The 15181-nt window shown below is 63.1% G+C and carries 14 protein-coding genes and 1 riboswitch; of the genes, 7 read left to right on the plus strand and 7 right to left on the minus strand.

Annotation, left to right across the window (positions count from 1 at the left end; all coding sequences use genetic code 11):
* Positions 1 to 26: 26 nt before the first annotated feature.
* Positions 27 to 180, minus strand: a riboswitch (cobalamin riboswitch).
* A gap of 109 nt (positions 181 to 289) precedes the next feature.
* Positions 290 to 898, plus strand: a complete 609-nt coding sequence (locus ACZ5WT_RS08430) for a hypothetical protein (protein ID WP_464286922.1) — start codon at positions 290 to 292, stop codon at positions 896 to 898.
* A gap of 3 nt (positions 899 to 901) precedes the next feature.
* On the opposite strand, the gene ACZ5WT_RS08435 is transcribed toward ACZ5WT_RS08430, so the two are convergent.
* From ACZ5WT_RS08435 to ACZ5WT_RS08465, 7 genes are all read right to left on the minus strand, one after another.
* Positions 902 to 1714: a substrate-binding periplasmic protein gene (locus ACZ5WT_RS08435; RefSeq protein WP_464286923.1), complete on the minus strand. Its 813-nt coding sequence runs from the start codon at positions 1712 to 1714 to the stop codon at positions 902 to 904.
* A 61-nt stretch (positions 1715 to 1775) separates the two neighbouring features.
* Positions 1776 to 3536, minus strand: a complete 1761-nt coding sequence (locus ACZ5WT_RS08440) for an outer membrane protein assembly factor BamB family protein (protein WP_464286924.1) — start codon at positions 3534 to 3536, stop codon at positions 1776 to 1778.
* Positions 3537 to 3617: 81 nt separating this feature from the next.
* Positions 3618 to 4211: a c-type cytochrome gene (locus tag ACZ5WT_RS08445; RefSeq protein ID WP_464286925.1), complete on the minus strand. Its 594-nt coding sequence runs from the start codon at positions 4209 to 4211 to the stop codon at positions 3618 to 3620.
* 180 nt (positions 4212 to 4391) lie between these two features.
* Entirely contained in the window at positions 4392 to 5213 is an 822-nt protein-coding gene (locus tag ACZ5WT_RS08450) for a substrate-binding periplasmic protein (RefSeq protein WP_464286926.1), read from the minus strand.
* A complete protein-coding gene (locus ACZ5WT_RS08455; RefSeq protein WP_464286927.1) occupies positions 5210 to 6022 on the minus strand; it encodes an ABC transporter permease in 813 nt (270 codons plus the stop codon). Before ACZ5WT_RS08455 ends, ACZ5WT_RS08450 begins: the two co-directional genes overlap by 4 nt.
* Before the next feature lie 28 nt (positions 6023 to 6050).
* The gene (locus ACZ5WT_RS08460; protein ID WP_464286928.1) at positions 6051 to 7016 is read right to left on the minus strand and encodes an ABC transporter ATP-binding protein; all 966 of its coding nucleotides are present in this window, start codon (positions 7014 to 7016) and stop codon (positions 6051 to 6053) included.
* Positions 7017 to 7161: 145 nt separating this feature from the next.
* The gene (locus ACZ5WT_RS08465; RefSeq protein WP_464286929.1) at positions 7162 to 7881 is read right to left on the minus strand and encodes a spermidine synthase; all 720 of its coding nucleotides are present in this window, start codon (positions 7879 to 7881) and stop codon (positions 7162 to 7164) included.
* A 161-nt stretch (positions 7882 to 8042) separates the two neighbouring features.
* On the opposite strand from ACZ5WT_RS08465, the gene ACZ5WT_RS08470 reads away from it, so the two are divergent.
* The 6 genes from ACZ5WT_RS08470 to ACZ5WT_RS08495 all read left to right on the plus strand — a co-directional run bounded on the left by ACZ5WT_RS08470 (position 8043) and on the right by ACZ5WT_RS08495 (position 15169).
* Positions 8043 to 8714, plus strand: a complete 672-nt coding sequence (locus ACZ5WT_RS08470; RefSeq protein WP_464286930.1) for a permease — start codon at positions 8043 to 8045, stop codon at positions 8712 to 8714.
* A 326-nt stretch (positions 8715 to 9040) separates the two neighbouring features.
* Positions 9041 to 10639: a flavin monoamine oxidase family protein gene (locus ACZ5WT_RS08475; RefSeq protein ID WP_464286931.1), complete on the plus strand. Its 1599-nt coding sequence runs from the start codon at positions 9041 to 9043 to the stop codon at positions 10637 to 10639.
* A gap of 4 nt (positions 10640 to 10643) precedes the next feature.
* Positions 10644 to 11060, plus strand: coding sequence for a c-type cytochrome (locus tag ACZ5WT_RS08480; RefSeq protein ID WP_464286932.1), 417 nt, complete (start codon positions 10644 to 10646; stop codon positions 11058 to 11060).
* A gap of 62 nt (positions 11061 to 11122) precedes the next feature.
* Positions 11123 to 11605: a RidA family protein gene (locus ACZ5WT_RS08485; RefSeq protein WP_464286933.1), complete on the plus strand. Its 483-nt coding sequence runs from the start codon at positions 11123 to 11125 to the stop codon at positions 11603 to 11605.
* A gap of 447 nt (positions 11606 to 12052) precedes the next feature.
* Positions 12053 to 13666, plus strand: coding sequence for an ABC transporter substrate-binding protein (locus tag ACZ5WT_RS08490; protein ID WP_464286934.1), 1614 nt, complete (start codon positions 12053 to 12055; stop codon positions 13664 to 13666).
* Positions 13667 to 13768: 102 nt separating this feature from the next.
* Complete coding sequence (locus tag ACZ5WT_RS08495) at positions 13769 to 15169, plus strand: class-II fumarase/aspartase family protein (protein ID WP_464286935.1); 1401 nt, start codon at positions 13769 to 13771, stop codon at positions 15167 to 15169.
* Positions 15170 to 15181: the final 12 nt, after the last annotated feature.

The raw sequence follows: 15181 nt of genomic DNA on the forward strand, positions 1-15181 counted from the left end.
GACCAATCGGGACACCCCGCCCATGGACGTTTTGACCTGTCGTGGCAGGTATCTGGCTTGCCCGGGATGCGGGCTTTCACAGTTGCGGGGGCAGCGCTGGACTGGAACATTGAGTTCGCACCAGCTTCCCTATTATCACCCGTCCTTGCGATCCGGGTAACCACGACACACTACATGTAGTGGTCTAGTTCGGGATTCGCGTCAATGGCTTGTCGAGGGCGACATCTGCATTTTTGTTCGGCTGACGCTCTGCTATAGAGCGGGCTCGCGCAGCAAGGCCCGGAACAGCATGTCCCTTCTCAACGATCTTTCCCTCCAGGCCATCATGTCGCGCCTCGCCGCCGGGCTGCTTTATGCGGCGTTTCAGGGCGGCTTGCTGACGCTGCTGATCGCGCTGCTGCGGCGCGAGGAAGGGGAGAAGGGCGACCGCTTCAGCTTCAATCCACTCGATCATATTTCGATGCCCGGCATGGCCATGGCGGTGCTGTTCCGCACCACCTGGATCCGCTATCACGCGCCGCAGCCGGAATCGCTGAAAGGCGGGCGGCTGGCGCTGGTGGGGATTGCGCTGGCCGTGCTGGCGGCGAGCCTGGCTCTGGTGCCCCTGCTCGATGGCGTACGCCAGCTGATTGCCACCTATGTGCCGCGCACGGCGGGCTATGCCATGCTGCAGGTGGCGGTGGCCTTGCAGGAGATCATCCTGATGTCGGTACCACTCAACCTGTTGCCGCTGCCCGGCCTGATCGGCGGGCTGTTCCTGTTTGCGGCGATGCCGGAGAGGGCCAGGCAATGGCGGCGCCTGGTGGTGCCGGTCAATGTCGTGCTGGTGCTGGCGCTGGTTGCCGGCTTCGTGCCGAATATGGGGCCGATGCTGGCCCCATATTTCTCCCGTCTCTAGACGCTACTGCGCCATGCTCAGATCGGCCATGATCTGGGTGATGGTGCCGTCATCGGTGAGCTCGGCGATGGCATTGTCGACCTGGCTGCGCAGATAGGTGTTGCTGCTCGCAATCAGCGCACCGACCTGCACATTGGCGGCTGGCACCGGATCGAGCGCGGCCACCTTGAGGTTGGCAGCGGCGGGGTCTTCGGCCATCAGCTGGGCCAGGGCGGGCTGCCAGAGCAGCATGCCGGCCAGCTTGCCTTCAAGCAGCCGGGTGAGCATCAGCTTGTTGTCGGCATAGGGCAGGCGCTTCCAGCGCTGGTCCTTGGGACGCTGCAGCATGGTGGTGGCGAAGACGCGTTCACCCAGGCTGGCTATGGCGGTGCCGATGGTGCTGCCGACCGGAATATCGCCCAGTTTGGTGTAGGACGGGTCGGCGACAGCGAGCACGAAGGGCACGTTCGCATAGGGGCGGGTCACCGCGGCCCATTCGGGGAATGGAGAATTGGGCTGCACCGCGACACCCATCAGCAGGTCGCAGTCATTGGTCAGGTGCACCTGCATTTCGGCGAGATAGCCGTCGCCATCGAGCGGAAAACCGCGCAGCGCCGGAACATATTCGACCTTGAGGAACAGCGCGTCGGCAATGGCCTGGGCCACGGCGCGGTCAAGCTTACCGCCGGGGCTGAAGTCATCGACGCAGGCGCGGATATTGTTGCCCTGCAAACCGCGCTGCTGGTTGAGCAGCTGCTGGGGCAGGACCTGGGCCTGGGCGGGCAGGGCCAGCAGGCAGACGGCGAGGACGGACGCCAGACGGGTGAGCAATTTCATTTGGGTCTCCTGAAAGCAGGAAGGGGGCCTCGCGGCCCCCTTCCAATCATTACTGCACCAATTAGTTCTTGGGCAGCTTGTAGACGAAGATCGAGTTGCCCGTGCCCGAGGGAAGCGGAACTTCCGGGAAGGCCGAGGCGATCGAGCCCGCTGCGGCGCTGAAGCCGGTCGGGATCACGATGTACTGCTCGCCATCGAGCTCGTAGGTCATCGGCGAACCGCCGATCGGGGCGTTCAGGCGCTGCTGCCAGAGAACGTCACCGGTCTCCTGATCCCATGCCTTGACGTAGCGGCCAGCGTCGCCGCCGATCACCAGACCACCACCGGTCGCCAGGAGCGACGAGGTCATCGAAGGACGCTGACGGACCTTCCAGCCTTCGCCTTCCGACTTGGTGGTGCCAACCTTGATGGCTTCCACGAGGCCAGCCTCGGTGATGCCTTCAGGCAGAACGCGCGGGCCAAACTTCATTGCGCCGGTGGCGTTGCCAGCGGTGAACTCGGTCTGGGTAGCCGAAACCGTGTTGCAGGCCTCGGTGAGCGGGACGTAGAACTGCTGGGTCAGCGGGCTGTAAGCGCCAGCCTGCCAGAGCTTGCCACCGGACACGGAAGTGCAGATGAGCGCTTCTTCGCCGAGTGCCTTGACCATCAGGTCTTCGTTCGGGTGAACCGTACCGTCTTCGTCGATCTTGGTGACCGAGTTCTGGTACACGGTTTCCTGCGACCAGAGATACTTGCCGGTGTCACGATCGAGAGCGAAGAAGATGCCGTTCTTGCCGGGGACCGACACCATCAGGTGCTTGGTCTCGCCGCCTTCTTCAACGTCAACCAGGACGCGCTCGAACGGGGAGTCCAGATCCCAGTTATCGCGCGGCATGTGCTGGTAGTACCACTTCAGCTCGCCGGTGTCGGCATCGAGTGCCAGCGACGAGTTGGTGTACAGCACATCGCCATCACCCGAGCCACGGATCAGCTCAGCATAAGGAGCCGGCATGCCGACGCCCCAGAAGGTGGTGTTGGTGCGAGCGTCATACGAGCCCGTTGCCCACGGCGTGCCGCCCCAACGGTTCTCGGGGGGAACTTCACCCCAGCTTGCGCCCTGCGCAGGGTTGTTCGGATCATCCAGGGTGTTGAAGCGCCAGAGTTCTTCAAGCGTGTTGAAGTCGTGCGCGACAATGTAGCAACCGCCGGCAGTGCCCGAGATCGAGCAGCCCGAGATGGCCGAGATGATCTTGTTGTTCACAACGATCGGGCCAACGGTGTAGCTGTAGCCCTGGTTGTAATCGAAGGCCTGAACTTCGCGCAGGACCTTACCGTCCTTTGCGTTCATGACGATGATGCGAGCGTCGACGGTGGTCAGGACCACGGTGTCTTCATACAGCGCGATCGAGTTCTTCTGGCGGCGCGACTGGTAGAGCTGGTAGCCCCATTCAGCCGGGATCTTGGCCAGAGCCGGGCGGTATTCCCAGATCAGGTCGCCGGTACGGGCGTCGAGTGCCTGCACGATGTTGTTGTTGGTCTGCAGGAACAGCACGCCGTCGTTCATCAGCGGTGCGGTTTCCTGGATGCCAACGTCGGCCATCGGCCAGGCCCAAGCGAGCTCGAGGTCCTTCACGGTGTCGCGGTTGACCAGATCAAGCGGGCTGTAGCCCTGGTTGTCCAGCGTACGGCGCCAGGACAGCCATGCGGAATCGGGGGGATTCAGGACCATGTCGTTGGTGACCGGTGCGTAGTTTTCACGCACGCCCTGAGCATGAGCAACACCCGCAAGGGTGGTCAGGCTCACCGTCAAAGCCAGTGCGACCTTGAAGAAGTTCTTGTTCATTCTATTCCTCCGCTCTGAGCATTCCATCGAGTCCGAAATCCGGGCCCTTTGCCAATGTCTCAAGGGTAAAAATCAAACTGATCAGTTCTTGGTGGGAAGGGTTTTGCCCCAGGTGTAAGCCTGAGGTACGCCCGCTGCTTCTGCCGGTTCCGGAAGGATGGATGGCAGGGTCTTGCCCCAGGTGTAAGCCTGAGGAACAGCGGGGGCCGCTTCGGTGGAGGTAGCAGCCGCGTCGGCTGCGGGGGCAGCAGATGCAGTGCTGGTCACTTCGGCAAGCTTGATGCTGTTGAGAACATCAGGCGCCGCGGTGAGAGCGGTGTCGCCGGGCTGAGCACCATTGACCTTCAGAATGTAGGCCATGATGTTCACATAGGTCTCCTCGCCGAGGAGGCCCGGAGCCTGCGGAGGCATGGCTGCGGAGATGTAGCCATACATGCCGGCAGCGGTATCGAAGTTGTGCATGACTTCGAGGCCCTTGAGTGCGGGTGCGTCAGGACCGAGAAGCTCGGCGCCGTGACACATAGCGCACTGGCCATCATATTCCTTCTGCCCGGCATCTGCCTGGGCTTCCGTGAATACCTGCGCCTGCGCCTGCGAGGGCAGGGTCTGCAAGACCATGCCCGAAGACATGGCGAGGGCCATGCACGCGACGATGCGCGTGGATCTGCTTTTCACAATCGTCTCCCTAAAAAGCTGTTTAACGATATCACCGCGGGGGCGAACGATGCGCCCGCGATTTCCGCGTGGTGAATTCCCGGAGGATACTCCCTCCCGCTATTGAGAGAACAGTACTAAAATATTCCTCCATGGAGGCAAAAAATGCTCTCCACGGGGCGGAGGAATATGGCAGCGCCGTCAGCGACTGTCGGGCAGCTTATAGCGGCTGGCAATGTCGTCCTGCACCCCGTTGACGGCGAGTTTCCCCATGCTTTCGCGCATGGCGCGCATCAGCGTCGCGTCGCCTTTCCATAGCCCGAAAGCGAGCTGAAAATGGCCCAATTGTGACGGCGAAAGCCAGTCGATCCGGGCCTCTGGCACGTCGAGGCTCGCCAGCGTCAGCCAGTCGCTGATCGCCAGTTTTGCCTGCCCTGAGGCGAGTGCCGCGACCAGTTCTCCCGAAGAATTGACTGGCAGGATTTGCAGCCCCTCGGCGCGCAGAAAACGGCTCAGCGCGAGTCGATCCAGCGACGACGGACCGGGAAAAACCGCGACCGCGTCACCGCGCTGCGGCATTATGTCATTGCGCGACATGGACGCCCACCCGTTGGAACCCTCGGTTGGCAGCAGCTGCAGGAAGCCGCGGGTCGCCGCATTGTCTACCACGCCCCCGGCAATGACCTGGCACTGCGCCCGGGTGAGTCGCCAATTGCGCGGATTGAAGTCGGCGCCGATGGCCGGGCTGCGGTTGATGGCGAGGCGCACGCCGAGGTCGGCCGCAATCTGCTGCAGCAGCTCGACATCGTAGCCGGGATGGGCCGCATCGGTGGTGACCAGCGGCGGCGCGGCCTCGGGCAGGCAGACCCGCAGCACGCCGCTTTTCTGCACTTCGGCTAGCGAATTGTCGGGCGGCAGGAAGGTCACCACGAACAGCAGGCCCATCGCCACGGCCAGGTTGACGGCGACGGCGCGCGATCGCGAGAAGCGGCGGCGTTGCGGCGGTTGCGGGCTCTCGCTCATGTGCGTTTGAAATCCAGCAGCGCCACCACGAAGAAGAACACCGCCATGCCCCCGATAATGGCCGGGCCGAGCAGCGGGTTGAACTGGGTGAAGCCGATCAGCACCCCGCGCAGCGCATCGACCGCATAGGTGATGGGATTGATCTCGACCAGGAAGACCAGCCATTCGGGATAGGTGGCCGCCGTCTGGGTGCGGGTCAGCGAGGGATCGAGCGGAAAGACCGACGAGGAGCAGAAGTAGAGCGGCAGGATGATGGTGTTGGAGAACACCCCAAAACCCTCAAAGCTGCGCACCCGCGCCGCCAGCAATACGCCGAACGAGGTCAGCCCGAAGGACAGGCAGAACATCAGGCACAGGGCCAGTCCCACCTGTTCCCAGCTCAGTGTCACATCGGCGAAGCGCGCCAGGATCAGCACGAGGAAGCCATGCACGGTGGCGACGGTGCTGCCGCCCAGGATCTTGCCGAGCAGGATCGCCCATTTGGGCAGCGGCGACACCAGCACCGCCCGCAGGAAGCCGAATTCGCGATCCCAGATCATCGACACCGCGAACAGGATCGAGGTGTACATGATGTTCAGCACGATGACGGCGGGGAACAGGAACTGCAGATAGGTGAAGGGAATGACGAAGCGCACTTCGCCATAGATTTCGCCCCGGAAATAGGGATTGAGCCCGATGCCCAGGATCAGCAGCCAGATGATGGGGCGCGAGACGCCCCCGATCAGCTGGCCGCGATCGCGCAGCGACCGCATGATTTCGCGCAGCCAGATGGCGTAGATGCCGCGCGCCAGGGGGACAAGGTTGGTCACTTGGAAACACTCCATGCGGTAACGGGCATCAGCGGCGACCTTTCTTCGGCCGTGGGGCCGGTCCGTTCTGGCCATCGCGCATTTCGCGCCCGGTCATGGTGAGGAACACGGTTTCCAGGCTCGGCTCGTCGATGAGGATTTCCTTGAGGCTGCTGCCGAATTCGTGGAGGAAGCCATCGGCCATTTCGGCGCTTTCCATGGCAATGCCCAGCCGTCCGCCCGAGAGTTGCTGGGCCTGCGGCCAGCGGGAGAGCAGGGTGGCGCGGGTCGCCTCGTCGCGCGGCAGGCAGCGGATCAGCGTCGCGCCATAGCGGGCCTTGAGCGCCGCCGGGGCGTCGGAGGCCAGCACCTTGCCGCGATCGAGCACGCAGATCAGATCGCACCCATCGGCCTCTTCAATATAGTGGGTGGTGACGAACAGGGTCAGCTCGCGCGTTTTGCGCTGCTCGTTGAGATAGGCCCAGATGCGGGCACGCGTTTGCGCGTCCAGCCCAACCGTGGGTTCATCGAGCAGCAGGATGCGCGGCTCGTGCAGCAGGGCGCGGGCAATCTCCAGGCGCCGCTTCATGCCGCCCGAAAAGCTGCGCACCGGGTTCTCACGGAATTCCTGCAGCTCGACCAGTTCGAGCACCTCGTTGATGCGGCGCACCCGCTCGGGTTTGTTCATGCCGTAGACGAGGCCCTGGAATTCGAGGTTTTCCCAGGCGCTCAACCGGTCATCGAGGCTGTCGTCCTGAAACACCACGCCGAGCTGGCGTCGGGCATTCTGCGACTGGCGGGCAATATCGACCCCGGCCAGCATGGCCTTGCCGCTATCGGGCTGCACCAGCGCGCACAGGATATTCATCAGGGTGGACTTGCCGGCGCCATTGGGACCGAGCAGCGCCATGCTCTGGCCGCGCGGCACGCGGAGGCTGACATCGTCGAGCACCTTGCGCCCGGAATAGGCGTGGCTGATGCCCGCCAGTTCAATTCCGCCCTCGCTCTGGTTCACCACCGAAACTCCTCGCAGTCCACAAAAGTCGCGCCCGCCGCCGACCGGCGCGAACACGCCCTACGACTAGAAGCGGCATTCCTCAGGGGCAAGCGATTGTTGGGCACGATAACGCGACAAATCTGCCCGCCTGTGGTGGCCCGGTTCAGGCCACGCGCGGTTTGGGTGGCGGAGGCGAGGCCGGGCGGGCGGGCACATTGGTGGCCAGCCAGATGACGTGGCGGGAGCCGCGGCCCCGGCTGCTGGCGCGCACGCGCTCCTCCTCGACGGCAAAGCCGGCGCGCTGCAAGCGCTGGGTGAAAGCACGGTCGGGAGCCGAAGCCCAGACCGCCAGCACGCCCCCGGGCCGCAGCGCCGCCTTGGCCGCCTTGAGCCCGGCCATGCTGTACAGCGCGTCATTGGTTTCGACGGTGAGGCCATCGGGGCCGTTATCGACATCGAGCAGGATGGCGTCATAGCTGGCCTTGGCCGCCTTGATCACCCGGCGCACGTCATTGACCTTGATCTCGACGCGCGGATCATCAAGGCACCCCTTGAAGATCGGTGCCATCGGGCCGCGTGCCCATTCGACGACGGCCGGCATCAGCTCGGCCACGGTGATCCTGACGGTAGCGGGCCATTCGGCCAGCGCGGCGCGCAGGGTGAAGCCCATGCCCAGCCCGCCGATCATCATATGGGCGCGCGGACGATCCTTGAGCCGCGCCCAGGCCAGCCCCGCCATGGCCTCTTCCGAGCCGCTGAGGCGGCTGTTCATCAGCGCGATATTGCCCAGCATGATCGAGAATTCGTCGGCCCGCTGAATGAGGCGGATATCCCCGCGGCCATCGGGCAGCGGCACGGAATCGATCAGGACCCAGGGGTTCACGGCATGGCTTTCGCAAAGGGAGGTGCGCCTCCTATCGGCCCTCCGCCCCGCCAGCGCAAGCAAAAGCGGGTGATGCGACGGGCGGGTACGTTGTGCGCAGGCGCCTTGACGAACTCTGGCGCGCTATTGTCCATGTGGAGTAGCAACCGACGGAAGGTGCCATGGACTTTCTGAAACTGCTGAAATCGATCGAGGAACTGCTCTACGAGCTGGTGACCTGGATCGTCTTCTATCCGCTGACCGTCGCCAAGGTGGTGACGCGTCCCGTGCGGATGATGGCCTATGCCGAAGCCGAGTTGCGCGATACGGTCGACGAGCAGTTTGTCGATACCTTGAGCCCGCCCATTGCCCTGCTGATCACCCTGTTGCTGGTGCACGCCCTCGAGCTCATCGTGCCGCGCACCGGCGAGACACCCCTTCCAGGACTGCTGGCTGACGACAACAACCTGATCGCCTTCCGTGCCGTCGCCTTCAGCATCTTTCCGCTGCTGCTGGCCGTCGCCTATCTGCGCCAGCGCGGCACCAAACTGACGCGCTCGTCGCTGCGGCCGGGCTTTTACGCGCAATGCTATGTCGCGCTGCCCTTCGTCGTTGCCTTCACGGCGGGCGGCATGATCGCGACGCGGTGGTCACCAACTTCCGGCCTGTTGCTCATGGGCGTCGGCTATGTCTGGTACATCACGGTGCAGACTATCTGGCAGAGCCTCGATGGTAGGGTGGGACGGCTGGCGGCCTGCCTCGCCTCGCTCGGCACGACCCTGGCGGCCACGCTGGGGCTGATCGCTGTTACCACAGCGACCGGCCTTGCCATCGGCCTGGCGAAACTGCCCTAGCCCCCGGCCATAAAGCGCCGCAGAACGCTATTCCTGTTTCAAATTTAGTATGCATGCATATTACTTTGCGAAAAAGTAACTTTGCGACAATGCAACTATTGGTGAAAAAACGGGAGGCGGTCGCGGCTTTCGGGCAAAACCAACTGGTGAACGTTATTTTCCTAAAAGTGCAGCAACTTGCGTGATTCAACCAAAATTCTTGAATTTTCTGGAACGTCAATAGTTTAATTGACGCATGCGCTAAACAAAAATTTCATTGTCCTCTGGACCCCCATGGCTTGGGCTGAATACTAGGTCTCGTTATCACTCACGATGGGGAGACATCAGTGGACGTCGAAGAAAACAAGAGCCCGACAAGGCGCGAGTTTTTGACCATGGTCGGCGCATTTGGCGGCGCAGCGGTCATGTATCAGGCAATGGGCATGATGGGCCTGGCACAGGCCTCGCCCTATTCCGGGCCGATCGCTCTGGGTCAGGCACCCGCCGGCACCAAGGTGCTCGTGCTGGGTGCTGGTATCGCCGGCATGGTTGCGGCGATGGAACTTCGTGACGCGGGTTATGAAGTTGAAGTGCTCGAATTCCGTGGCGTGGCTGGCGGTCGTTGCTGGACCCTGCGCTCGGGCGACACCTATGAAGAACTCGGTGGCGCCGTGCAGACGGTCGACTTCGCCGAGGGCAACTACTTCAATCCGGGTCCGTGGCGCGTGCCCTACAACCACTACGGCATCATCGACTATTGCCGTCGCCTGGATGTAGAGCTCGAGGCGCTGATCCAGATCAACAACATGGCCTATGTGCACTCCACCAAGGCCTTCGACGGCAAGCCGGTTCGCTATCGCGAAATCAACTCCGACTTCCGCGGTCACATCTCGGACCTGCTCTCCAAGGTCACCAATCAGGGTGCCCTGGACGACGTGCTGTCCGAAGACGACAAGAAGAACCTGCTGGCCGGCCTGCGCACCTTCGGTGCCCTGAACGCCGACAACCAGTATGTGTCGGGCAACGCCGCCAGCGCACGCCGTGGCTACGAGCGTGAACCGGGCGGCGGCGTCGATGGCGCACCGATCGCCAACGAAGTGATGGACATCTCGACCCTGCTCAGCTCGGGCCTGTGGAGCCGTCTGGCAACCAGCGAAGCGCTGAACGGCTCGATGCCGATCTTCCAGCCCAAGGGCGGCATGGACATGATCGCGCGCGCCATGGCGGCAAACCTGGGCGACCTGGTGAAGTACGAAGCCCGCGTCACCCAGATCCGTCAGGACGAAAATGGCGTGACCGTGGTCTATGAAGACATGGCCAATGGCGGCGCGGAAGTGACCACCACGGCAGACTACTCGGTCTGCACCATTCCCTTCTCGATCCTCAGCCAGATCGACCACGACTTTGGCGGCCCGCTCGCGGACGTCATCCCGACCATGTCGTACAACGCCTCGATCAAGGTTGGCCTCGAGTTCAACCGTCGCTTCTGGGAAGAAGACGAGCACATCTTCGGTGGTTCGACCTATACTGACCTGCCGATCGCGCAGATCTCGTACCCGTCGAACGACTACCTGTCCAAGAAGCCGGGTGTGCTGCTGGGCGCTTATGCCTGGGGCGCAACCGCCTACCAGTTCTCGTCGATGGCGCCGGAAGAGCGCATCAGCCGGACCCTGGACTACGGTAGCCAGATCCATCCGCAGATGAAGGATGAGTTCAAGGCGGGCGTGGCCGTCGCATGGCACCGCGTGCCGTGGACCCTGGGCTGCTATGGCGCCTGGCAGGACAAGGAAGCCCAGTATCAAGACGCAGTGGCGATGGATCGCCGCATCGTCTGCGCTGGCGAACACCTGTCCTATCTGCCGGCCTGGATGGAAGGTGCCGTGCTCTCGTCGCTCGACGCGATCAGCCGCCTGCATGCAACCGCAACCACCAATGCAGGGAAGTAAGACCATGCGTTTTCTGACAACACTGGCCGTTTCCGCCCTGATGGTCGGTTCCGCGATCGCCCAGGATGCGGCTCCCGCTGCTGCTGCCGATGACAGCAAGGCCTGGTTCGCCAGCTCGTCGGTGCTGACCCAGCAAACCGGCGAAGGCATCTACAAGGCCGTCTGCGCCGGCTGCCACATGCCCGAAGGCCAGGGTGCCGTCGGTGCCGGTGCCTATCCGGCTCTGGCTTCCAACGCCAACCTCGAGTTCCCCGACTATGCGATCTATCTGATCGTCAAGGGCAGCGGCGCCATGCCGCCGCTGGGCGGCGTGCTGAACGACCAGCAGGTTGCTGAAGTGGTGAACTACATCCGCACCAGCTTCGGCAATGACTATAAGGACGAGCCGGCAACGGCGGAAAAGGTTGCCGCAACCCGGTAACCCGACCAGGCCCGGCACGCTCACCAGCGTGCCGGGTTTTTTGTTTTGAAGAAGGAGATTTGATGAAGACACTTGTTATGGCGGCCGGATTGACCCTGGCCATGACCGGCTTGGCGCAGGCGGAAGTTATCCGCCACACCACGCCCGGCTCGAATTTTCCCATCCTGCGTGCTGTCGAAATTCCCCCCGAGGCAACGCTGGTTTATCTGAGCGGGGTGGTTCCGGGCGTCACCAATAGCGAGGCCCCGCGCGGCTCGGCGGAAGCCTTCGGCAATACCGCAGCACAGACCGTTTCCGTGCTGGAGCGCATCGAGGCCAACCTGACCGATATCGGCCTGACCATGGGTGATGTGGTCAAGATGCAGGTCTACCTGGTGGCCGATGCCAGCGGCGAAATGGACTTCGCCGGCTTCATGGAAGGCTATTCCCAGTTCTTCGCCACCGAAGCCCAGCCCAACATGCCGACCCGCTCGGTGTTCGAGGTTGCAGGCCTGGCCAATCCCAACTGGCTCGTCGAAATCGAAGTGGTCGCCGTGCGCGAATAAGCGCGGGTATGACCCCGACCTGATTTAGTCAGTTCACCGCTCCCGGCGCTTCAAGGGCAACCTCCGTTCCCGCGCCGGGACGCCCCGATTCGCCCGCTGCGCTCCTGCGCCCGGCCCGGTCGGGGTATGAGACTTCAGTCTCACCCGGAACACCTTTCCCTCATCACACCATCCCTGCACGGCCCGCTGCCAGCACGGCACGGCCTTGCTTTGCGCTACAGCCGGCCGCCGCTGCGATGCGGGACGATGCTTTCGCCTGTGTTTGCGCGCGGTTGACAGGGTCAAATCTTCGAATTAACAAAACCATGAAATCAACGCCAATTGTATTAATCAAAAAGTTAAAACAACTTAACAGGCGCGGATATTCAGGCTGCCGACAGGCCCCGTGAAGGGCGGGTCGTTTTTAGGGTTCGTGTCGCCACGGGCCGTTCAATTTGGGAGGACCATATGACCATTCGCACCGCCGGCTCACTGCGGCTGACAGGCGTCGCGCTGACGACGCTGATGCTGGTAACCACCGTATCGGCGCAGACGCTCAATGTTGGCGTCGTTGCCGAGCCGACCTCGATCGACCCGCATTTCTTCCGTTCCGGCCCGAACATGAGCGTTCGCGAGAACGTTTCGGACGCGCTGGTCTACAACAACCAGGTCACTGGCGAAGTTGAAGCGCGCATTGCCGCGAGCTGGGAAGTCCAGAGCGAGACCAGCTGGCGCTTCGCCCTCAATCCCAATGCCAAGTTTGCCGATGGCAAGGCCGTGTCGGCCGCCGACGTGATCTTCTCGCTCTGCCGCGTGCGCAACGTCGCCGGCAGCCCCGGCCCCTATATCTCCTTCGTCGAGACGATCGAGAATATCGAGGCCGATGGCGAGGGCGCCGTTGTCATCACCACCAATGGTCCCGATCCGGTGCTGCTGCAGAGCCTGAGCGCGCTGGGCATCATTCAGAGCCCGACCGGCGCGCTGCTCGACTATGACCGCGAGACCTGCGGCAATACCGAGTGGATCGGCACCGAGCTGTTCAACAACGGCACCGTGCGCACCGGCATCGCGCCCTACTATGTCACCGAATATCAGCCGGGCATTCAGACCGTGCTGCAGCGCAATGACGACTATTATGGTGAAAAGCCCCACTACGAGCGCGTCGTGCTGAAGTCGATCCCGGAAAACGGTGCGCGTATCGCTGCCCTGCTTTCGGGTGGCGTCGACGTGATCGACGGCGTGCCGGTCAATGCCATCGACCAGATCGCCGATAACGAGGCGCTGGAGCTGATCTCCATGCCGGCCTCGCGCCTGATCTTCTTTGCATTCGATCAGGAAGGCGAGCCGACCCCCAAGGTCAGCGGCACCGACGGCAAGAACCCGTTCAAGGATGTCCGCGTGCGCGAGGCGCTCAACCTGGCGGTCGATCGCATGGGCATTGTCGACACCATCATGGATGGCATTGCCGAGCCGGCAGCCGGTATCGTGATGGCGCGCGTGTTCGGCCACAATCCCGACCTGGCGCTCAGCCCCTACGATCCCGTGCGGGCGCGCGAACTGCTGGCCGAGGCCGGCTATCCCGACGGCTTCGAGCTGGTGATCAACGCGCCGAACGACCGCTATCGCAACGACGCCGAAGTGGCACAGGCCGTGGCGCAGAACCTGGCTCAGGTCGGCATCAAGGTGACGCTCGAAACCCTGCCGCAGAGCGTCTATTTCGACCGCGCCAGCAAGTTCGAGTTCAGCCTGTTCATGGGCGGCGCCAGCGCCGACTCGGGCGAAGGCATGTCGCAGCTGCTCAACCTGGTCCACACCCGCGACGGCGATCGTGGCCTGGGCGGCGCCAACCGCGGCCGCTATTCCAGCGAGATCACCGACGGGTTCCTGGAAAAGGCGCTCGTGACGCTGGACGAAGAAGAGCGTCGTGGCCTGCTGCAGAGCGCGGAAGCCCAGGTGCATGCCGACTTCGCCTATCTGCCGCTCTATCATGAAGTGGCGGTCTGGGCGGCGCGCTCGGACGTCTATTTTGAGCCGAACGCCGCACAGCTCAACGTCGTCTACACGGCGCGTCCGAAGAACTAGTCGTTCGCCGAACGATACGCTGAGCAGGGCGCCAGGATATGGCGCCCTGCATTTTCCGGCCGCGACGGCACCTCACCAAACAATCTCGAAGGAATGACCCCGATGGAACGCACCGGCGAATATATCGACGCGTCCAGCCGCATGCTGAATTACCGCGGGGTGCGCGACCTGTACTCGCAGCGTTCCGTCTATCAGGCCTGGCTGGACATCGAGGCGGCGGTGGCGCTGGCGCAGGCAGATCTGGGGATGATCCCCGAAGATGCAGCGCGGGTGATCGCTGACACTTGCCACCTCGACAAGCTGGATATCGACCGGGTGGAGCGCGATTTCGCCACAGTGCGGCATCCGCTGGTGCCCCTGCTGAACGAGCTGGTGCGCCAGTGCGGCGACTATGCCGGCAAATATGTGCATTGGGGCCTGGCGACCCAGAACATCCAACAGACCGGCACCATGCTGCTGGCCAAGCGCGCGCACAATGTGATGCTCGACGTGATCGCCGACATTCTGGAAACGCTGGGTGAACTGGCGACCCGGCATGCCGACGCGCCGATGGCCGGCCGGACCCATGGCCAGCATGCCGTGCCCATCACCTTCGGCTTCAAAGTCTCGATCTGGATCGACGAGCTGCTGCAGGCCTATGAGCGCATGAAGGCGGTCGAGCCGCGCGCCTTTGCCGCCATGATGGGCGGCGCCGTGGGCAGCTATAGCGCCATCGGCGCGATTGGCCCGGAAATGCAGAAACGGGTCGCCGAGCGCCTTGGCATGTCCGAAATGGCGCTGCCCTCGCGCACCAACCGCACGCATATGTGCGAATATGTGCAATTGCTGGCGCTGACGGCATCCACCTTCCACAAGATCGGCGAAGAGGTGGGGCAGGGATCTTCGGCGGAGTATGGAGAACTGTTCGAGGTGTTCTCGGACGGCGTCGTCGGCAGCAGCACCATGCCGCAGAAGATCAACCCCAAGCTCTCGATGGGGATCATCGCCAATTGCCAGAAGCTTTATGCGCTCTCATCGATGGTGCTGTCGGCCGCCCACCGCCCGTTTGAAGGCGATTCCTACGCCAACATTATCTATGACACCGGCTGCGGCGAGGCGATCGAGGTGGCCATCGGCATCTTCATCCGCGCCGAGGCCCTGATTTCGGGCATGCGCGTCGACACCGCGCGGATGCGGCGGAACCTGGACCTGACCGGGGGACTGATCTTCTCGGAAGGGATCATGATGCAGCTCGCCCAGACCCACGGCAAACACGAAGCACACGATCTGGTCTATGCAGCGTCCATGGCCTCGCGCAAGGAAGGCAAGCCGTTCTTCGAAGTGCTGGCCACCCCCGAGCTCAAGCCGATCCTGTTTGAAGACGGGGCCGAGCAACTGACGCTCAAGACGCAGAACCAGTTTGGCATCTGCGCCGAGATCGCCCGCGACTTCGGCAATCGCGCCACACAGCTGAGCTCTTCCCACCGGCGCGCCGGTGCGGCTGCCGCCCAGTCCGCCGGCTAGGGCCCTCGGCGA

The sequence above is a fragment of the Devosia sp. T2-14 genome, assembly GCF_055397495.1.